The 20,071-nt window shown below is 61.7% G+C and carries 12 protein-coding genes; 4 read left to right on the top strand and 8 right to left on the bottom strand.

Translation table 11 applies throughout. The annotated features are described in order from the left end of the window. From CYR55_RS10315 to CYR55_RS10295, 5 genes are all read right to left on the bottom strand, one after another. On the bottom strand, positions 1-849 hold the full coding sequence (locus CYR55_RS10315) for an ATP-grasp fold amidoligase family protein (protein WP_072928571.1): 849 nt from the start codon (positions 847-849) through the stop codon (positions 1-3). Then, positions 830-2,131, bottom strand: a complete 1,302-nt coding sequence (locus CYR55_RS10310; protein WP_101816057.1) for a flippase — start codon at positions 2,129-2,131, stop codon at positions 830-832. Before CYR55_RS10310 ends, CYR55_RS10315 begins: the two co-directional genes overlap by 20 nt. Positions 2,132-2,393: 262 nt before the next feature. After that, positions 2,394-3,356 (bottom strand): winged helix-turn-helix domain-containing protein, encoded by a 963-nt coding sequence (locus CYR55_RS10305; protein ID WP_101816056.1) that lies wholly within the window; start codon positions 3,354-3,356, stop codon positions 2,394-2,396. Between the two features lie 692 nt (positions 3,357-4,048). Then, positions 4,049-5,749: a chloride channel protein gene (locus CYR55_RS10300; protein ID WP_101816055.1), complete on the bottom strand. Its 1,701-nt coding sequence runs from the start codon at positions 5,747-5,749 to the stop codon at positions 4,049-4,051. 487 nt (positions 5,750-6,236) lie between these two features. Then, entirely contained in the window at positions 6,237-7,697 is a 1,461-nt protein-coding gene (locus CYR55_RS10295; protein ID WP_101816155.1) for a YchO/YchP family invasin, read from the bottom strand. Positions 7,698-8,028: 331 nt separating this feature from the next. Here CYR55_RS10295 and CYR55_RS10290 point away from each other — a divergent pair, with 331 nt between their 5' ends. From CYR55_RS10290 to CYR55_RS10275, 4 genes are all read left to right on the top strand, one after another. Beyond that, positions 8,029-8,778: a gluconate 2-dehydrogenase subunit 3 family protein gene (locus tag CYR55_RS10290; protein ID WP_101816054.1), complete on the top strand. Its 750-nt coding sequence runs from the start codon at positions 8,029-8,031 to the stop codon at positions 8,776-8,778. Positions 8,779-8,791: 13 nt separating this feature from the next. Further along, the gene (locus CYR55_RS10285) at positions 8,792-10,558 is read left to right on the top strand and encodes a GMC family oxidoreductase (protein WP_101816053.1); all 1,767 of its coding nucleotides are present in this window, start codon (positions 8,792-8,794) and stop codon (positions 10,556-10,558) included. Continuing rightward, complete coding sequence (locus CYR55_RS10280) at positions 10,555-11,784, top strand: cytochrome c (RefSeq protein WP_101816052.1); 1,230 nt, start codon at positions 10,555-10,557, stop codon at positions 11,782-11,784. The genes CYR55_RS10285 and CYR55_RS10280 overlap by 4 nt, the downstream gene beginning before the upstream one ends. Positions 11,785-11,897: 113 nt before the next feature. Beyond that, entirely contained in the window at positions 11,898-12,458 is a 561-nt protein-coding gene (locus CYR55_RS10275; protein ID WP_101816051.1) for a YbhB/YbcL family Raf kinase inhibitor-like protein, read from the top strand. Positions 12,459-12,466: 8 nt separating this feature from the next. On the opposite strand, the gene cobA is transcribed toward CYR55_RS10275, so the two are convergent. From cobA to nirB, 3 genes are read right to left on the bottom strand one after another with little or no spacing between them, the layout of a single operon-like run. Further along, positions 12,467-13,270 carry a uroporphyrinogen-III C-methyltransferase gene (gene cobA, locus CYR55_RS10270; RefSeq protein ID WP_101816154.1) on the bottom strand — a complete coding sequence of 268 codons (804 nt, stop codon included), beginning with the start codon at positions 13,268-13,270 and terminating at the stop codon, positions 12,467-12,469. Between the two features lie 46 nt (positions 13,271-13,316). After that, entirely contained in the window at positions 13,317-15,941 is a 2,625-nt protein-coding gene (locus CYR55_RS10265; protein ID WP_101816050.1) for a nitrate reductase, read from the bottom strand. Continuing rightward, positions 15,938-20,065 (bottom strand): nitrite reductase large subunit NirB, encoded by a 4,128-nt coding sequence (gene nirB, locus CYR55_RS10260; RefSeq protein ID WP_101816049.1) that lies wholly within the window; start codon positions 20,063-20,065, stop codon positions 15,938-15,940. The genes CYR55_RS10265 and nirB overlap by 4 nt, the downstream gene beginning before the upstream one ends. Positions 20,066-20,071 lie beyond the last annotated feature (6 nt).

Genomic DNA, 20,071 nt, shown 5'->3' with positions numbered 1-20,071 from the left:
TTAATCAGTAAAATAGCTCCCCCATTCACGTTGTACTGTACGCGGCCAGATACGGCAGAGGCCGGCCCCTGGTGTAAACGTCAGCTCGCCGAAATAGATTTTGCTGCCGACGGAATAAAAATCGATACGCACATAGGAGAACTGGCTGGCAATGGTCTTTGCCAGGACGAGCATCTCGTCGAGCTTTTCCGGGCGCGGCATCGGTTCCGGGTTGTTCTTCAGGCCCATCCGGATCTCGGTGCGGTTCCACTCTTCGTCAAACACATCGCGGCGGTGCAGGCCATAACGCTGGTAATCCACCTGGATAAAGATGCGCATCTGCCCGTCTTTATTAAAGCAGTGGAACTTCAGGTCGTTAGGCACCTGGCCGTCAACCTGCAACAGCTCTTCGAAGATCAGGCCCGGTTTGATGCCCTGATAGTGGCGCTCTTTGTTGGAGAGATACCAGTTGGAATCCATCCAGGTTGAGGCCTGCTCATACAGGGTTTCGTAGGTAATCTTGCTCTTGTCGAACACAATACTGTTGAACCCACAGCCATGGTTTGCTTTCATCACAAAGGAGTTCGGCAAACTTTTGTAGAGTTCATAGGTCATTTCGGTGGTGGTGGCATACACCGGGATCAGGTATTGCTCACCCAATACCGCGGCAATGTAATCACGTACCTTAATTTTGTCGGCCAGCAAGGTATAAATCTTTTTCGGCCAGATGTTCCGAATCAGAATTTTTTCACTAAACAGTTCCGGACGCGTTATGTTGGCCTGCTTCTTAAACACCCGCGCATAATTCAGCTGGTGAAAAATCGGGTCAGGCAAATTGCGATAAATTCTCTTAGCTAAATTTCTTAACATAACTTTTCACCTTTCTGTTTACTACAGGAATACTTTGGTAGCACGTCAGCTGCAGTACAGTAATTTTCCCTTTACGGAAGAAGATATTAAACAAAAAGAACGATAAAAATTCCGCAACCAGCGTCGACATCGCCGCCCCGGCGATGCCATAACGTGGAATCAGCATCCAGTTAAGTACAATATTGACCAGCGCTACCAACGGCATTTTAAACGCGATAAAACGGTAACCGGAATACAGCACCATGACCCGCATCGACAATGTGCCCAATACCGAACAGAGCGCGGTAAAGGTACAGAGCGGCACAATAGCTGAGGCTTCACTGAAGCCTGCCCCAAACAGCATGGTCAGCAGCTGCCCGCCGAAGAGTAAATAGAACCCGACAATCGGCAGCATGACGATCAGAATAATCAGGAAAAGCATCCGGATCATATCTGCCTGCTCATCGGCGTTACGCGCGCCCACCACCGTCGCCATCAGCGAGGTGATCAGTGCCATCGGCACAAAGGTCCAGGCGTAGCAGAGCGTGGTGGCTGCACTGTAGAGGCCCACGGCATGGGCGCCGACCATGCTTTCCAGCATTACCTGGTCAATACGGGTATAAATAACAATCGACAGCGCTGACAGCGAGAGCGGCAGCCCCACTACCATCAGGTAACGGGAGTAGCGATCGGTCAGCGCGCGGGAGGCCGGCATCTGCGCCGGGGCCGGGTGCTCACGCATAAACATCCGGCGGCGGATCAGGTAAGGCACAGCGCTGCTGAGAATGTACGGCAGGACGAACCACACCAGCGACATCTCATATTTCACCATCGCCACCCGCACCAGAATTGCCAGCAGTAATACCCCGTTATTAATAAAGGTATTGCGCTTGGAATTCAGCGTCGCGTCATAATAGATTTTGAAGACGTCCTGAATCTGGAAGTAGGAGCTTATCAGCACCAGAACCAGCATTACGAACGGGGTCCATTCCAGGTACCACAACCCCCAGACCAGCAGGATAGCGCTGGTCACGGCGAACCAGCGTGCGCGCAGGCGCGCAGAGGCCAGCATCAGCCGGATGCCGCTTTGCGGGTTACGCGCAATGCGGTTAAACAGAATATTGTCGGCGCCCATCTGAATCAGGGGAACAGTGATAGCGACAATAGAGAGTAAATAACTGATCGTACCAAATTGTGCCGGTTGCAAATAACGCGCCACATAAATGGAAATAAATACACCCGAGAAGCCAAACAACACTCGTTCCGCGATTAGCCAACACGCATTAATTATTACAGGCTTCATGTCATTTCCTAACGGAAGTCACGCCACGCCAATTACTGGCAGTCACTTGATTTAGCGAAAGATATTATCCGGCAGGATGGGCCGGATAATATCCAGGTTCATCGCTATTTTTCCAACCGGCATCCATTCCTAAGAGGCCGAAAACCCGTAGGGTTATCTGCCGCTTAACGCAAATTCATCATCAACAGGTCATACCTTCATTGCAAATAACAATTAATAAAACAACCAGGTGAAAAAATGAAATCCGTCAGATGCCGTCAGCTTACAAAGGTGTGCCCGGATCTACCGTCAGCGCACCGTTGTCCTGGCTCATCAGGCAACCTTTCTTTACATGATCCATCAGCCACACCGGCGTCAGCGAATTCTGGTCAGGAATGTTGACCATGCAAATGACACTGTTCGGGTGGGAGGGCTGATGCACGCTGCGCGCCTGGCTGGCTTCGCGGTTGACCAGCAACCCAATGCTTGACGGGTTAACCCGCAGAATCAAAACAACATTTTTACCGTTACTTTCAGATCCGGACGTGTGTGTAGTTTCATAAAAAAGCTGACCAACAATAATCAAAGATAACGCCACCAGCGTGAGGTATCTCCAGCTTGCGCCGAAGTTAATCAGATCACGCATACGGGTAAACGGCCCTTTTTTGACATCCGTCACTGCGTCAGCAGGTGCGGTGTGTGCTTGTTGCACGTCAGGCTCAACATTCCCGGTGGTAACAGCCTGCGGTTCAACGCGGGCTTCAGTAGACGGCGCAGCCGCGTAAACCGGTTCATTAATTACAGGTAACCCGGTTTCATACCCATTTTCAGCCGCTTTTTGTGCGGTTTTCTCTGTAACAGAAATAACAGCCGGCTGCACCGCTGGAGACTCTTTTTTATTGGTAACCGGTTTAGTATTAAAATCCAGCGCTTCATCTTCATTCAGGAAGTGAAATAACTCTTTTCGATCTATCTTATAACCAACACGTGGGATGGTCTTGATCAAAACGTGATCATCATCACCAATTTTCTGGCGGATGGACTTAATGGTCTGGTTAATGGTGGAGTCAGAGCAGTAAGTCCCTTTCCAAATATTTTCAATGATTTCCGTACGGGTAACCAGCTCCGGAGACCGAGAAAATAATAGTGAAAGGATCTGATATTCTTTCCAGCGCAAATGAGAAATTTCATTCGGCGGGATGAATACGTCCAGATTCTTTATGGTTAATTTATTATAGTCACTCATGTTCTCTTCCTTCATCTTTGCTCAAATCCTATAAGCTTAAGAAATATAGTGTCATTTCCGTACCCAATCCCTTGTGGGCTCTGGTGTGTGTCGAAATAAAATGGTTAGCGGCGCTGCTGTTTTCTGCTTCCTTTTTGAGCGTTTTCACCCGAAATACTGATCATTCATTAAAATAATTATGCGTAACAGTAATAGCGTACTAATAATTATCTGACATGGGAAAAGTCGCATTCTGCTTGCGTAATTGCCAATATCAGAATTTATGACGAGGGCGGAACAACAATCTGTTCACAAATCAGATACTATCCGAATGGTTCCTAATGTAAAACGCCCCTTCCATAAATAGGATTTATCCCACTAAGCAAAATCGCAATGATTTAAAATAATTAACCTCTGAGCTCGTTAGTTAACCGGGGTTTATAAATACAAAGTGTGGTTGATTGTTCAATTTTTGTTGTGAAACTTAAATAAAGTCATTACCCACGCTTATGCTTCTCATTGATTTATAAAGATTTTTTAATTCACCTCACAAGTGAAATGATTTTATTCAAGTGAAATCACATAAAATAGATTTCACTTATTTAAAAATATTAGCTCTGCTAATTTTAGAAATAGGCTAGCGCGGCCTATCTTATCCACACAAAAAATAGGCGTACGATATCAGGCCCTTGTAAAAGAGAGTAATTATCAATTCAGAGAAATTCTTTCGCTTTGTTCAGCAGTGATGCTTTGGTAATTACGCCTAATAAGTGTCGGTTTGCCGCATTATCCAACACCGGCAGACGTTCCAGCGGCGAAGATGATAATAATTCCCATGCCTGCTCATACAATGCGTCCTGATACACGGTGGTGAATTCTGTGATGATAAACGGCGTAATGGCTGCCTCCGGGGCGACCTGCCCTTCGATAATCCCGGATGCCAGGTCGCTGGTGGCCACCACCCCCAGAAAACGGCCCTGATCATTCACTACATAGACATAGCGTGTCCGTTGCTTTAACCCTTCCTGCATCGCGTCTGCGGCGGTGGCCTGTTCAGAGACATACGAGCAGTGGCGCACGATAAGCGGCCCAATGGTACCGGTCTCAAATTCATTTTTAGCCACAAAGCGCGCATGGTGACGGTTAAGCACCGGGTAGGTTCCGGCCGCTTTGAAGGCGCTGGCGACCATATAAGAGATGGCCGTCGCCAGCATCAGTGGGAACAGCAGCGAACTGTTCAGCGTCATCTCGAACGCCATCATGATGGACATCAGCGGCGCATGGCTGGTGGCCGCCAGCATGGCACTCATGCCGATGGCGGCATAGAGCCCCACCGGGCCGGGGTCCAGCCCCAGCGCCCGCAGGCAGGTACAGACCAGTGCACCAGCGGCGGCCCCCACCAATAAAGAGGGGGTAAACAGCCCACCCACCGCGCCGGAACCCACGGTCAGCGCCGTGGCCAGCACCTTGAGCAGCAACAGCAGCAGTAATGAGGTGCGCAGGTCGCCGTTATTGAGCAGCAGGTCAATCACTTCAAAGCCGTTGCCCAGCACCAGCGGCGACACCATCGCCACTATCCCCACCAGCGCCCCGCCCAGCCCGAGCCGCCATACCGGGTGGGCGATGGGGCTGAAGGCGCGCCGCGCCAGGGCAATCACCTGCAAAAACAGCGGCCCGGCCACCCCGGCAGCCACGCCAATCAACAGCACAGTGACCAGCGCACCGGCACCCGGCGTAAAGCTGGCATCTGCATATAAATAGAGCGGCGCATCCCCGCTGATTGAACGTACCGTCAGCACCGCTACCGCAGCAGAGATAAAGAGCGGGATTAACCGCTGCACGGCCGTGACCCCAAAGGCGATTTCTGCGATAAACAGCGCCCCGGCCAGCGGTGCATGGTATACCGCGGCCAGCCCACCGGCGGCGGCCATCGCGATAATGTCGCCGCGCCGGGCGGTGGGCAGACGCGCGCCCTGCGCCAGCAGGCTGCCGCTCAGGGCCGAAAGCTGCACCATCGCCCCTTCCCGGCCGATGGAGCCGCCGCTGGCAATACTTGCCAGCGAAGAGAGCCCGCGCAGCAGGGTGCTGGCCGGTGGAATGCCCGGCAACCGCCGGTCGATCACGTCCAGGTAATCCGGTGCACTACCATGGCGGGCTTCAACCCGCTGTGCCTGCCAGAGCAACCCGCCGGCCAGCAGGCCGCCGATGCCGGTAATCACCGGCCAGACCCAGCGCGGGTAGTCCAGGAACGCGCGGGTGATATCGGTACCATCGGTAAACAGCAGGCCGTCAATGGCGGCAATAGCCTCGCGGAACAGCACGGTGACCAGTGCGGCGGCAATACCGGCAGGAATGGCCAGCGCCAGATTGACAACATCTCCTTTCTGCCACGAATCAAAGGCTTTCACTGTCATGTACGCCCGTCAGAAGTAGGATTTTTAGTAGATATCGTCCGGCATGATGCCATAAAAAACAGCAGGAATGTGTATCGCCATCCGGGCGTGTACAACTTTCGGATTTGATGAAGGCGGGTTGCGCGGGCATTTCCGGCCCCTTTGTATCCGCTCAGATACACACTCACTGTTTTTGGTGCAACTACCGCACGGCATGTCACACAGCGCCCTTACAGGGTAATGCGAATAGTCTGGAAGTAAAATAGCTGGGCGCAGTTCAACAGAGGCTAAAGGCCTGGGCAAAATTTTAAGTGGAAGCGGCAAGCGACTTCACTTAAGTCGGGATGAAATATCGGTGAAATGCGGAATATCATTTCGTAATTTCACCTTTTTATCTCTTCTTTGTGCTGAAAATAACCCCATAAAAACCAAGGGTTAGGCATTGTATGGCAGGGCCGGCCGCCCTGCACTAAAAAAGTGCAGGGCGGGAAGAGAGGGAGGGGTTGCGTTAAAACGCAGCGTCAGAGCGCGGCTGCGTCGCCGTCAGCGGCGGCTCGACGGTCAGCGTGATCCAGTTCGACGTCACGCGCTGCTGTTTCTCATCCTGCAGCGTGACCGAAAGTCGGTAACTGTTGGTGGCACCGGGGCTGCTGTCCCAGGCGGGCATAATCAGGCTCCAGCCGTGCGGGTCATCATTGTCTGCCGGCGGGGTCAGGCTCAGTGCCTGGGTATCACCCTGCCAGCTCAGGCCGGTGATGCGGTAATCAGCACGGATTTGCAACTTCAGCGGCAGGGTTTCGCCGGGGTGCAGCGTCCAGGGCGGCGTGGCGAGGAACACGCTCAGGGTTTTGCGCTGCTCGAACTCCAGCACCGGCGTGCTGTTGCGCTCCACCGCGTCGAAGCGGCTGCCGCGCAGTGAGTGCGCCTCGCTGACATAGGCGGCGGAGAGCTGCTGCTTAAGCGGCACGCCCAGCCGGTAATTCAGCGACAGCCCGACCTGATCCTGGTTTTCACCGCTTTCGCCCTCTTTGTGCGAGGCGCTCAGCGTCACCAGCGGCACCGGCGTGTAGTCCACGCCCAGTGACACGGCCACCGGGTTAGACTGCCGCACGCCGTCACCCAGCAGATCGACATTGCTACCAAGGTATTGCTCATAGCTCAGAGTGGCGCCTAACTGCCGGTAGAACGGCAAATAGCCCTTGGTGGTGATGTCATAGCCGCGCGCCTGCCCCCGGAACTCGGTGGCGCTGTCGGCGACGGCCACCATGCCGGACAACGGGTGATAGTAGTTGGCGGAGAGGTGCAGGTAATCGGTCCAGGCTTCCGCGCCCACGCTGGCACGCATCTGGTCTTGCTCAAAATCGCGATCCAGGAAGGCGTTATAGCCAAATAGCCAGTCGCCCTGCGCCCAGCGCTGCCCTACCCCGATGTTGCCCAGGGTCAGGTCAGACTGGTCAATCACGCCGATCTGGCTATAGGTCAGCACATTGCCGCTCTCATGCAGCGGGCTGAACAGCTGGCTGTTGGTGCCGGTAAAGCGGCCGTCATTGACCGTCAGGCCGATGTTGGCGGTACCCAGCGGCGACAGCATACTCTGCGCATCTTTCTGCACCAGCCTGGCTGCCTGCGTCAGCGCCAGGTTGCCCGCCTGCTCGCCCAGCGACTGGTTACTGCTGTCGCTGTACTGCTCACCAAAGGTTTTGGCCAGCGTTGCCAGCTGTTTTTCGGTGTAGCGCGGGGTACTGGCGGTGCTGCCGAGCTCCGGCAGGTTTTTCTCCAGCGAGGCCGCAGGCAGGGTATTAAACGGCGAGTTGCTGTCCCCGGCCGGGGCAGTTTCATCGGCATGGGCGGCAGGCTGCTGCGACGTTACCGTCAGCGCAGCCGCATTTCCCGTATACGCAAGGATCACCAGGGCCAGGTAGCGGCGGCTGGAAGGGGGAGAGAGAAAATTCATTGCAGTCTTCATCATCAACACGCGAACTATCCTACCGGAAGTGAGCAAAAAAACAACTATCGCTGTGACAGTCGTCACAGTTTCCCCGTCTCGCCCTGAATGTCAGAAAGTGTAAGTCACGTGTCAATTTGTGTATAAATAAAGCAAACAAAAACAATTAATTAACAATTCCCTTAACATTTGTTAAAAATTTTTTAATTTCAACCCCATGCTGTCTGTGTCTACTCTCAGGGGGTGAAAGCCGCGCGCTACCCCCACAGCCTGTGGTTTTGCCTTTTGCGTCTGCCTGTTTCTGTCCTGCCCCGGCATGACGCCCGCGTTCACGCATCTTTAACAGGGAACTTTGATGAGCAAAAAAACCTTGCCCGGCGTCACGCGCCGGCAAATTCTCACGTTTACCGCCGCCTCCGCCGGGCTGGCCGCTGCCCGGGTGGCCGGTGCGGTGACCCTGCAGGATACGCCGGCCTGGTCACCGTTCGATGACAGCCCGCCGCCGCAGATTGATGCCCAGGGCTGGGCCTTTTTCACGGCCGAGGAAGCCGCCACTGTGGAAGCAATCGCCGACCGGCTGATCCCGGCCGACGCCCTGAGCATCGGCGGTAAAGAGGCCGGGTGCGCTGTTTTCATCGATCGCCAGCTGGCCGGGTTCTACGGCACCTTCGCCCGCCTCTACATGCAGGGGCCGTTCCAGCCCGGCACGCCGGAACAGGGCGACCAGTCCCCGCTGGTGCCGCAACAGCGCTACCGCCTCGGGCTGGCGGCGCTGGATGCGCACTGCCGGGCGCAGCACCAGAAGCCGTTCCGTGAACTGGAGGCCGCCCAGCAGGACGCGCTGCTGCACGATCTGGAAGGCGGGAAAATCGCCCTCGACGGCATCGACTCTACGCTGTTTTTCACCACGCTGCTGCAAAACACCATGGAGGGCTTCTTTGCCGATCCGATCTATGGCGGCAACCGTGACATGGTGTCGTGGAAGATGCTGGGCTTCCCCGGCGCGCGTTACGACTACCGTGACTACGTCAGCAAACACAATCAAAAGCTGGATCTGGTGCCGCTGAGCATTCAGGGCAGCCCCGCATGGAAAATAAAAAGCTGAGGGACAGGGAATTATGGCAAAGAAATTACCCAGGACAGACGTGGTCGTCATCGGCCTTGGCTGGGCAGGCGCGATTATCGCCAATGAGCTGGTAGACGAAGGGCTGAGCGTGGTCGGCATTGAACGCGGCCCGTGGCGCGATACCGCCCGCGACTTTAACGTCGCAACCGTGCCGGATGAGTTGCGTTATGTCTCCCGCCAGGAGCTGATGCTGCGCACCGCGCAAAACACCATCACCATCCGCAATGACCCGTCACAGACTGCGCTGCCGATGCGCAGCTGGGGGTCATTCCACCCCGGCAACGGCACCGGCGGGGCCGGAAACCACTGGGCGGGCATTACCTTCCGCTTCCAGCCACACGAATTCCGGTTACGCAGCCACCTGCTGGAGCGCTATGGCGCAGACGCCATGCCGCCGGAACTGACCTTACAGGACTGGGGCACTGACTGGGCGGAGATGGAACCGCATTACGCCGCGTTCGAGCGGCTGGCCGGGATTTCCGGCAAAGCGGCCAATGTGAACGGCGAGCACCGCGAAGGCGGCAACCCGTTTGAGGGGATGCGCTCCACCGAATACCCGACGCCGCCGATGGCGCAACCCTATGCGCCGACGCTGTTTGCAGAGGCGGCCCAGAACATGGGCTACAAACCCTTTCCGGTGCCTTCTGCCCTGCTCTCCCAGGCCTATACCAACCCGCTGGGCGTGACGATGGGACCGTGCACCTTCTGCGGCTTTTGCACCAACTTCGGCTGCGCCAACTACTCCAAAGCCAGCGCCATCACCACCGTGTTACCGGCGCTGATCCGCAAAGAGGGCTTTGAGGCGCGCACCAGCTGCGAAGTGCTGGAAGTGCTCACCGACAGCAGCGGCGGCCGCGCCACCGGCGTGCGCTACATTGACTCCTCCGGTGATGAGTGGGAGCAACCGGCCGATCTGGTGATCGTCAGCGCCTTTACCTTTGAGAACGTGCGCCTGATGCTGCTGTCACGTATCGGCACCCCCTACGATCCGGTCACCCAGCGCGGCACCACCGGCCGCAACTACGCCTACCAGACCGCCAACAGCGTGCAGATGTTCTTCAATGACAAAAACTTTAACCCCTTTATCGGTGCCGGGGCGGTAGGCATGGGGATCGACGAGTACAACAACGACAACTTTGACCACAGCGGCCTCGGCTTCTTCGGCGGCGGCAGCATCCGTGTCACACCGATTGGCGCCGCGCCGATCAATTCCCGCCCGGTGCCGCCCGGCACGCCCAAATGGGGCAGCGAATGGAAAAAGGCCACGGTGGCAAACTACCTCAGCACCATGTCGATTGGCTGCGAGGCCAGCAGCTACGCCACCCGCACCAACTACCTCTCCCTCGACCCAAACTACAAAGACCGGCTGGGGCGGCCGCTGCTGCGCGTCACCTTCGACTTCCCGGCCAATGACCTGAAAATGGCGCACTATTGCACCGGCAAGGTGGCGGAGATTGCCCGCAGCATGAACCCGCGCCAGATTGTCGAGCAGCCGGCGCACGGCCACTGGAACGGCACGCCTTACCAGTCCTCGCATGTGGTGGGCGGGTTTGTGATGGGGGCCGACCCGGCCACCAGCTCGGTGAACAAACATCTGCAGGTGTGGGGCGTCCCGAACCTGTTTGTGGTCGGTGCCTCTGCCTTCCCGCAGAACCCCGGCTACAACCCCACCGGCACCGTGGGCGCGCTGGCGTTCAAGGCGGCGCACGCCATCCGCAGTTACTACCTGAAAAAACCCGGGGAGATGATCACCGCATGAAAACCTTACTCTCCCTCTGCATCGGCCTCAGCGTGCTGGGTGCCGGAAGCTGTTACGCCGCCGGTGACGGCTCGTTTGAAACCGTGGACAAAGGCCGCTACCTGGCGGTACTGGGCGACTGTGCCGCCTGCCACACCGCCAAAGCGGACCAGCCCTACGCGGGCGGTGTCCCGATTGAGACGCCGTTCGGCCGGCTGGTCGGGGCCAACATCACGCCGGACCGTGAGACCGGCATCGGCACCTGGACGTTCGAGGAGTTCGATCGCGCGATGTCAGAAGGCATCGGCAAAGGCGGTGTCCACCTCTACGGCGCGATGCCGTTCACGGCGTTTACCCGCGTCACGCGGGAAGACAACCGGGCACTCTGGGCCTACCTCCAGACGCTGCAACCGATCCACAGCGACGTGGAGACCAACCAGCTGCCGTTCCCGTTTAACCAGCGCGCCAGCCTGATTGGCTGGAACTGGCTGAATTTCGATAAAGGCGCTTACCGGCCAAGGCTGGATAAATCCGCGGAGTGGAACCGCGGGGCCTACATCGTGGAGGGGCTGGGGCACTGCGGCACCTGCCATACGCCGAAAAACCTGATCGGCGGGGATAAAAACGATCAGGCGTTGCAGGGCGCGGTGGTGCAGGAGTGGATGGCACCGGACATCACCCCGGACCCGCACACCGGCATCGGCCGCTGGACGGAGCAGGAGCTGATGGACTACCTGAAAACCGGGGCCAACCGCTATGACATCGCCTCCGGCCCGATGGCGGAGGAAGTGGACCATTCTTCGCGCCACTGGAATGACGCGGATCTGAAAGCGGTGGCGGTCTACCTGAAACAGAGCGGGCTGGGCGGCGGCGCAACAAAAGCCCCCGCGCCGCTGAAGCCGGATGATGCACGGATGGTGGCGGGCCGGGCTATCTACGGCGATCGCTGCTCCGCCTGCCACACGCCGGACGGCCAGGGCATTCCCGGCCTGTTCCCCCGGCTGGCAGACGCGCCGCTGGTCAACAGCGTGAACGCCACCTCGATGATCCGCGTGGTGCTGGCCGGTTCACGTGCCGGGGCGACCACAGCGGCGCCGACCGCGCCGTCGATGCCGTCGTTCGACCGCTACCTCAGCGATCAGGACATCGCCAACGTGCTGACCTACGTGCGCAACAGCTGGAACAACGCCGCCGCGCCGGTAGAACCAGACGACGTCAAAGACCTGCGCGAACCGCTCCGCCAGTAACCTCTCCCGCCGCGGCTGCAGGGTCGCGGCGTTTTCCCCGGCTTCTTTCCGCCAATCTCGCCTATGCTTTTGATACGCCCCTGATTTTTCCCCACACTTATTAAGGAGAGACTATGTCTGTGATTTTCCGGCGCGGCCTGCTGGCCGGGCTGTTTACGGTGGCACTTGCCGCCTTACCCGCTGTCGCGGCCCCTTTCGCCCTGACCTCGCCTGATTTTGATGATAACCGGCTGCTGGCCCAGAAATTTGCCGGGGCGGTTCAGGGCAATGCCGCCTGCACCGGTGAAAACCTCTCCCCTACGCTGCGCTGGCGCAACGTGCCGCCCGGCACCAAAAGCCTGGCGCTGCTGGTGTTTGACCCGGAAGGCCGCAAAGGGCTGGGGGTCAGCCATCTGGTGGCTTATAACATCCCGCCTTCCGCCACCGGCTTTGCTGCAGGCGAACTGACGCAGGGCAAGGGCTTCACCGGCGGCAAAAACAGCGCCGGTACGCAGGCGTGGCACGGCCCCTGCCCGCCGCCCGGCTCCGGCTTCCACCATTATGTATTTACGCTGATCGCCACCGACCTGCCGCCGGACGCCCTGCCCGCCGGGCTGACGCGTGAGCAGCTGCTGGAGAAACTTGACGGCCATGCCGCCGCCGCCACCGGGTTGATCGGCCGTTTCGGGCAGTAGCCGGCCGCTTACGTGACCGGCAGCGTCAGCCGGGCTACCTGCTTTGCGCCGTCAGCCCGGTAGTAGCGCACCACCTCACCCACGATCAGCAGGCTGGGGGACGCGGGCTGTTCACGCGTCACGGTCTCTGCCAGCGTGGCGAGCGTACAGGTAAACACCTGCTGGTCGGCGCGGGTGCCGCGGGCGATCACCGCGGCGGGCATCGCGCCCGCCATGCCGTGTGCCATCAGCGCATGGCTCAGCGAGGCACAGTGGGTCAGCCCCATATAGAACACCAGCGTCTGGCCCTCTGCCACCAGCGACGGCCAGTCGAGATCCGGCTCGCCGTCGCGGCCGTGGCCGGTCACCAGCCGCACTGACTGGGCGCAGGCGCGGTGGGTCAGCGGAATGCCGCTGGCGGCCGCACAGCCCAGCGCGGCGGTGATGCCGGGCACCACGTGGCAGCGCAGCCCGGCTTGCTGCAACGCCTCCTGCTCCTCGCCGCCGCGGCCAAACACAAAGGGATCGCCGCCTTTCAGCCGCACCACCCGTTGCCCGGCCTGCGCCAGCGACACCAGCAACGCGTTGATCGCCGGTTGCGGCAATGTGTGGTGCTGCGGCGTTTTGCCGACATCAATTTTCAGCGCGCCGGGCGGCACCAGCGCCATGATCTCCTCTGACACCAGCCGGTCATACACCACCACCTCCGCCTGTTGCAGCACCCGCAACGCTTTCAGCGTCAACAGCTCCACATCGCCCGGCCCGGCACCCACCAGCCACACCTCGCCCGCTTCCGTACGGCTGCGGCAGATGCCGCCCAGCAGCGCGGCCATGCGCGCTGCGTTATCGGTCATTTCGGAATAGATCATGGTTATGCTCCTAAGCGGGTTGTGTCGCCGCCTGTTGGATCAGTTTTTTCAGCTCCGGTCGGCAGGAGCCACAATGGGTACCACATTTCAGCACCGCGCCCAGCGCCTCGACAGATGCACAGCCACCCGCCAGCGCCCGCCGGATCTCCAGCTCGCCGATGCCGAAACAGCTGCAGACAATCGCCCCGCGTGGGGCCTGCTCACCGGCCGCCCGCCCGGCCAGCAGCGCCCGGCGGGCGGCGGCATCCACCGGCGGCGTTCGGAACGCGGCGACAACCGCCTCGCGATCCAGCCCCGGCAACCGCTGCGGATGCAGGTAGAGCGCCGCCTGCAATTCGCCGTCGCGCCAGCCGAGCAGATGCCGCGCCGCGCCCATGAAGGCCTGCTGGAGCAGCAACCCGCCGCCGCATAACGCCTGAAGCCACGCCTCCGGCTCCGCCAGCGGGGTACGATCCGCCAGGATGAAATCACTGACGCCCGGCTGGGTCACCCGGCTCCAGTAGCCCACGTCGGGCGGGGGTGCGCCTTCGCCGCGCAGAAAAAGCTCGCCCTGCCAGGCGGCGGGCCAGCGGGCGACGCGCACCGGGGTCTGTTTGCTCTGCGGCTGGCCGGAGACCGGGTCAACCCGCGCCTCCACCAGCGCATTTACCCGCGCCTGCGCGCTGAACTGCCGGTTCCAGTGCATCGGCACAAACACGCTGCCGCGCAGCTGGCCGTTATCCGTGGTTGCCCGCGCCAGCAACCAGCCGCGCGGCGAGGTCACGCAGACGATGTCGCCCTCCGCCATGTCAGCCATGTCTGCCGGGTGGAGCACGCAGACCGGTTCCGGCGTGTGGCGCATCAGCGCGGCGGCTTTGCCGGTGCGGGTCATGGTGTGCCACTGGTCACGGATGCGGCCGCTGTTCAGGGTCAGCGGGTAGCCGGTGAGCTCCGGCAGCACCGGCGGCTGCACCACCAGCAACCGCGCTTTGTCGTCTGCATGCCAGAAGGCGCGCGCCTGACGCGGCAGCGCGGGCAGCGGCCAGCGCTGCGGGGTGAGCTGCTGATACTGTTCCTGCGTCAGCGTTGCCAGGGCGCTGATGTCAAAGGCGCGCTGCCCCTGGTTCTCAAAGCCGGAAAGCGCCGCATGTTCGCAGAAAATCTGATGCGGGTGGGTGTAAGCAAACGCCGCACCAAAGCCCAGCCGCTGCGCCACCTGGCTGACTATCCACCAGTCGCCCCGCGCCTCGCCCGGCGGCGGCAGAAAGGCGCGCTGGCGGGAGATCGTGCGTTCAGAGTTGGTCACCGTGCCCTCTTTTTCACCCCACGCCAGCGCCGGTAAACGGATATGCGCCAGCGCGGCGGTGTCGGTCTCCTGCATCACCTCGGAGACAATCACCAGCGGGCAACCGGCCAGCGCCTGCCGCGCCCGGTCGGCATCCGGCAGGGAGACCAGCGGGTTGGTGCCCATGATCCAGACCGCTTTGATACGGCCGTCGGCCAGCGCGTCAAACAGCGCGGTGGCGTTCAGCCCCGGCCCAGGTGTGACGTTGTCACTGCCCCAGAAACGGCCAACGCGATCGACTTCCTCTGCGCTGAAGCCCATGTGCGCCGCCAGCTGGTTCGCCAGTCCGCCCACCTCGCGCCCGCCCATGGCGTTCGGCTGGCCGGTCAGGGAAAACGGCCCGTTGCCCGGCGTATTGATGCGCCCGGTCGCCAGATGCAGGTTGGTGATGGCATTCACCTGATCGGTGCCTGCCGAGGACTGGTTAATCCCCATTGAGAACAGCGTCATCATGCGCGGTGCCTGCGCCACCTGGTGGAAGAAGGCGGTGAGCGCGTCAGGGCTCAGCCCGGTCTCCCTGCTGACCCGCGCCAGATCCCACCCGGCGGCGGCGGCCAGCGCCGCGTCTGCGCCGGTGGTGTGCTGCTGCAAAAACGCCTGATCCAGCGCATCGTGCTGATGGAGCCAGTGCAGCAGGCCATTGAACAGCGCGATGTCACTGCCCGGCTGCAGCGCCAGGTGGCGGTCGGCCAGATCGGCGCTGGCGGTGGCGCGCGGGTCAATCAGCACCACCTGCATCTGCGGCCGCTGCCGTTTCGCTTCTGCCAGCCGCTGGTAGAGCACCGGGTGCGCCCAGGCGGCGTTGGAGCCGACCAGCAGCACCAGATCGGTCTGTTCCAGATCGCGGTAGCGGCACGGCACCCAGTCCGCGCCCAGCGCCCGCTTGTACCCGGCCACCGCCGAGGCCATGCAGAGGCGCGAGTTGGTGTCCATGTTGCCCGCGCCGATAAAGCCCTTCATCAGTTTATTGGCGACGTAGTAATCCTCGGTGAGCAGCTGGCCGGAGCCGTAAAACGCCACCGCCTGCGGGCCATGCGTGCGGATCACCTGTTGCAGCCCCCCGGCTGCCGCATCCAGCGCCTGATCCCAGCTGACGCACCGGTCGCCCAGCATCGGGTGCAGCAAGCGCCCGCTGAGATCCAGCGTGTCGCCGAGGCGGCTGCCCTTGATGCAGAGCCGCCCCAGGTTGGCCGGGTGCTGCGGGTCGCCGCTGACCGTGACGCCCTCGCCCTGCACCTGCGCACGCACGCCGCAACCCACGCCGCAATAGGGGCAGGTGGTGTTGACGGCAGCAGTGTTGACGGCCGTCATGACACCGTCTCCAGGGCGTTTTCCGTCACCGGCTGGCGGCAGACCCAGATGCGCCCCTGCGCCACGCGCACCGGCCAGCACAGCAGGCGCACGCCCGGCTTGTCCAGGCTGGTGCCGTCACGCAGGCGGAAACGCTGTTTATACAGCGGCGAAATCACCACCGGCTCGCCGCCTGCATCACCGGTCAGGCCGCGTGCCAGCACATTGGCGTGGCTGCCCGGCTCGCGGTTCTCCAGCGCAAACACTCTCTCCGGGGTGTGCGGCAGGTGGAACAGCGCAATCTGCCGGTCGCCCAGCCGCGCCGCCAGCCCGCTGTCGGCCGGAATGGCGGAGAGCAGACCCACCTCTTCCCAGCCGTCACCCAACGGCGCAGGGGCGATGGCGGGCGGCAGGTCGGCCGGGCGCGGCTGGCCGCGCTCCAGCACCTGCACCACCGCTTCGTCCGGCTGGTCACTGTTGAGGAACGGGCGGAACAGCGCCTGCTGCTCCGGCGAGGCCAGCGTGGTCTGCCACTCGCACTGGTAGCTGTCCACCACCGCCTGCATCTCCTGCTCCAGCTCTGCGCCCAGGCCGAGCGAGTCATGCAGCACTACGTCGCGCAGCATCTCCAGCCCGCCCTCCAGGTTGTCGCGCCAGACGCTGGTGCGTTGCAGGCGGTCAGCGGTGCGGATGTAGAACATCAGGAAACGGTCAATGGTGCGGATCAGCGTCTCGCGGTCGAGGTCGGCCGCCAGCAGCTCGGCATGGCGCGGCTTCATGCCGCCGTTGCCGCAGACGTAAAGGTTCCAGCCTTTGTCGGTGGCGATCACCCCGACATCCTTGCTCTGTGCCTCGGCGCACTCACGGGTGCAGCCGGAGACCGCCATCTTGATCTTGTGTGGTGAGCGCAGCCCCTTGTAGCGGTGCTCCAGCTCAATCGCCAGCCCGGTAGAGTCCTGCACGCCGTAGCGGCACCAGGTGGAGCCGACGCAGGATTTCACCGTGCGCAGCGATTTGCCGTACGCGTGGCCGGTTTCGAACCCGGCATCCACCAGCTGCTGCCAGATCGCGGGCAGCTGCTCCAGCCGTGCGCCGAACAGGTCAACCCGCTGGCCGCCGGTGATTTTGGTGTAGAGGTTGAACGCTTTGGCCACCGCGCCAATCGCCAGCAGGCCATCCGGGGTGATCTCCCCGGCCGGGATGCGCGGCACCACCGAGTAGGTACCGTCTTTCTGGATGTTGGCGAAGTAGCGGTCGTTGGTGTCCTGCAACGGGCGGTGCGCCGGTTCCAGCAGGTAGTCATTCCAGCAGGAGGCGAGCAGCGAGCCCACCAGCGGCTTGCAGATTTCACAGCCGTGGCCGTGGCCATGTTTCGCCAGCAGCTCGCCAAAGGTGCGGAGGTTGCCCACGCGGATCAGCAGGTAAAGTTCCTGGCGCGAATACGCAAAATGCTCGCAGACGTCGCGCTTCACCTCGATACCCTGCGCCGCCAGCCCGGCCTCCATCACCTGTTTCACCAGGGCGGCACAGCCGCCGCAGCCGGTGGCCGCTTTGGTGCAGGATTTGATGCCCGCCATGTCCGTGCAGCCGCCCTCCACGGCGGCCAGAATCGCGCCCTTGCTGACGTTATGGCAGGAGCAGACCTGCGCACTCTCCGGCAGTGCGGCCACGCCGAGCGCCGGGGCGGCCCCGGCGGCGGCCGGCAGGATCAGGCCGGCGGGCTGGGCGGGCAGCGGCAGATCGTTCAACATCATCTGATGCAGCGTCGGGTAGTCGCTGCTGTCGCCCACCAGCACCGCGCCGAGCAGGCGTTTGCCGTCGGCGGAGACCACAATTTTCTTATACACCTCCGCGGGGCCGTCTTCCCAGCGGTAGCTCTGGCTGCCGGGGGTGCTGCCGTGGGCGTCGCCGAGTGAGGCCACTTCCACGCCGAGCAGCTTCAGCTTGGTGCTCATGTCCGCGCCGGTAAAGGCCGCCTCGTCGCCCGCCAGCGTGGCAGCCAGCGTGCGCGCCATCTGGTAGCCGGGGGCCACCAGCCCGAAGATCCGGCCCTCCCACAGCGCGCACTCGCCGATGGCGAAAATCGACGGGTCAGAGGTGCGGCACTGGTTATCGATCACGATGCCGCCGCGCGGGCCGACGGCGATGTCACTCTCACGCGCCAGCGCATCACGCGGGCGGATACCGGCGGAGAACAGCACCAGATCGCTCTCCAGCGTGCTGCCGTCGGCGAAGGTCAGGCAGTGGCGCGCGCTGCTGCCGTCGGTGATGCTTTTGGTCTCATGGCTGGTGTGCACCGTGACGCCGAGCGCGTCGATCTTGCGGCGCAGCACCGTCGCGCCGCCCTCGTCCAGTTGCACGGCCATCAGGCGCGGTGCGAACTCCACCACGTGGGTCTCCAGCCCAAGCTGTTTCAGCGCGTGCGCCGCTTCCAGCCCCAGCAGGCCGCCGCCAATCACCACGCCACGGGTGGCATCTTTGGCGCTGGCGGCAATCGCCTCCAGATCGCTCAACGTGCGGTACACCAGGCAGTGCGGCCGGTCGAACCCGGGGATCGGCGGCACAAACGGCGCGGAGCCGGTGGCCAGCACCAGCTGGTCATAGGGGGTTTCGCGCCCGGCGTTGTCCACGGCGCAACGGCGCGTGCGGTCAATCGCCGTCAGCGTGCAGCCGAGGCGCAGCTCGATGCCGTGGCGGTCAAAAAAGCCGTCGGCCACCAGGCTCAGCGAGTCCGCCGTGCGGCCGCCGAAGAATTCGGAGAGGTGTACGCGGTCATAGGCCGCCACCGGCTCCTCCGCACAGACGATGATCTGGTAACGACGGTGCAGGTTGCGCTCGACCAGTTGTTCCAGAAAGTAGTGGCCGACCATGCCGTGACCGGCCAGCAGCAGTACCGGGCGGACGCCGGGGAAAAGTGCATCGTTCATCGTGGTGCTCCTCCGGGGCGCGGCCGCAGCCGCACCCGATTGTTCAGAATGTGGGCCGAGCAGCAGGTCATCGCTGACCGGTTGCCCCAGCAGGTGGCTATAGGCGGCGGCATCACTGGTGTCGCCGTAAAGCATCACGCCGCGCAAACAGCCGTCGCGCAGCAGCAGGCGGCGGTAGTGGCCGGCCAGTGGGTCAAAGGTGTGGTGGATCTCGTCGTGCGGCGTGGCCTGTACCTCCCCGGCGGAAAACGCGGCGATGCCGGTGACTTTCAGCCGGGTCGGCAGCGGCGACGGCTGCCAGGCGGCACCCGGTTGCCCGGCCAGCCGTTGCGCCAGCACTTCCGCCTGCCCCCGGCACGGGGCGACCAGCCCGGCGGTGAAGGTGCCGATTTGCGCGCATTCGCCTACGGCGGAGATCGCCGGGTCAGCGGTCGAAAGCATGCCATCCACCAGCACGCCGCGATCGCACGCCAGCCCGGCGGCGGCAGCCAGCGCGGTGTCCGGCCGGGTGCCGATACAGGCCACCGCCAGCACGGCCGCTAACCGGCGGCCGTTGTCCAGCGTCACGGCCTCCAGCGTGCCGTGGCCGTGGAAGGCCGCCACTTCGCGGCCGGTGAGGATGCGCAGGCCGCGCTGTTGCAAATCCGCCTTGAGCAGCTGCCCGGCGCGTTCATCCAGCTGGCGCTCCATCAGCCCGGCGTGACGGTGTAACAAGGTGACGCGCATCCCGCGCTGTGCCAGGGCGGTGGCGGCCTCAATGCCGAGGATGCCGCCGCCGATCACCACTGCCGGTGCGCCGGCGCGGCAGCGTGCCAGCATCCGCTCCACATCCGCCAGCGTGCGGAAACCCAGCACCCCGTCAAGATCCACGCCCGGTACGCTGGGCAGCAGCGGCCGCGCGCCGGTGGCCAGCACCAGCTGGTCATAGGGCAGGCAGCGTTGGCTGGTGTGCAGCAGGCGGCGCGCCCGGTCGATGCGCAGCGCGGTTTCACCGTGATAAAAGGTGACGTTGTCACCCTGCGGCATCTCCGGCAGTAATGCCGCTTCCGGTCGCTGTTCGCCCGCCAGCACCGGGGAGAGCAGAATGCGGTTGTAGCTGCCGTGCGGCTCTGCGCCAATCACACTGACGGCAAAGCGCCCCGGTGCCAGGCGGCAGAGCGTCTCCACGCTGTGCATCCCGGCCATGCCGTTCCCCACCACCACCAGCCGTTGTGTCATGTCGTC

Source organism: Chimaeribacter californicus, from assembly GCF_002858675.1.
Lineage (GTDB): Bacteria > Pseudomonadota > Gammaproteobacteria > Enterobacterales > Enterobacteriaceae > Chimaeribacter > Chimaeribacter californicus.
This window is presented reverse-complemented; position numbering and strand designations above follow the sequence as displayed.

What these genes read in the sequence shown, in the direction of transcription:
- CYR55_RS10315 (WP_072928571.1), bottom strand. Translation starts at nt 849, where the DNA reads ATGTTAAGAAATTTAGCTAAGAGAATTTATCGCAATTTGCCTGACCCG.
- CYR55_RS10310 (WP_101816057.1), bottom strand. Translation starts at nt 2,131, where the DNA reads ATGAAGCCTGTAATAATTAATGCGTGTTGGCTAATCGCGGAACGAGTG.
- CYR55_RS10305 (WP_101816056.1), bottom strand. Translation starts at nt 3,356, where the DNA reads ATGAGTGACTATAATAAATTAACCATAAAGAATCTGGACGTATTCATC.
- CYR55_RS10300 (WP_101816055.1), bottom strand. Translation starts at nt 5,749, where the DNA reads ATGACAGTGAAAGCCTTTGATTCGTGGCAGAAAGGAGATGTTGTCAAT.
- CYR55_RS10295 (WP_101816155.1), bottom strand. Translation starts at nt 7,697, where the DNA reads ATGATGAAGACTGCAATGAATTTTCTCTCTCCCCCTTCCAGCCGCCGC.
- CYR55_RS10290 (WP_101816054.1), top strand. Translation starts at nt 8,029, where the DNA reads ATGAGCAAAAAAACCTTGCCCGGCGTCACGCGCCGGCAAATTCTCACG.
- CYR55_RS10285 (WP_101816053.1), top strand. Translation starts at nt 8,792, where the DNA reads ATGGCAAAGAAATTACCCAGGACAGACGTGGTCGTCATCGGCCTTGGC.
- CYR55_RS10280 (WP_101816052.1), top strand. Translation starts at nt 10,555, where the DNA reads ATGAAAACCTTACTCTCCCTCTGCATCGGCCTCAGCGTGCTGGGTGCC.
- CYR55_RS10275 (WP_101816051.1), top strand. Translation starts at nt 11,898, where the DNA reads ATGTCTGTGATTTTCCGGCGCGGCCTGCTGGCCGGGCTGTTTACGGTG.
- cobA (WP_101816154.1), bottom strand. Translation starts at nt 13,270, where the DNA reads ATGGCCGCGCTGCTGGGCGGCATCTGCCGCAGCCGTACGGAAGCGGGC.
- CYR55_RS10265 (WP_101816050.1), bottom strand. Translation starts at nt 15,941, where the DNA reads ATGACGGCCGTCAACACTGCTGCCGTCAACACCACCTGCCCCTATTGC.
- nirB (WP_101816049.1), bottom strand. Translation starts at nt 20,065, where the DNA reads ATGACACAACGGCTGGTGGTGGTGGGGAACGGCATGGCCGGGATGCAC.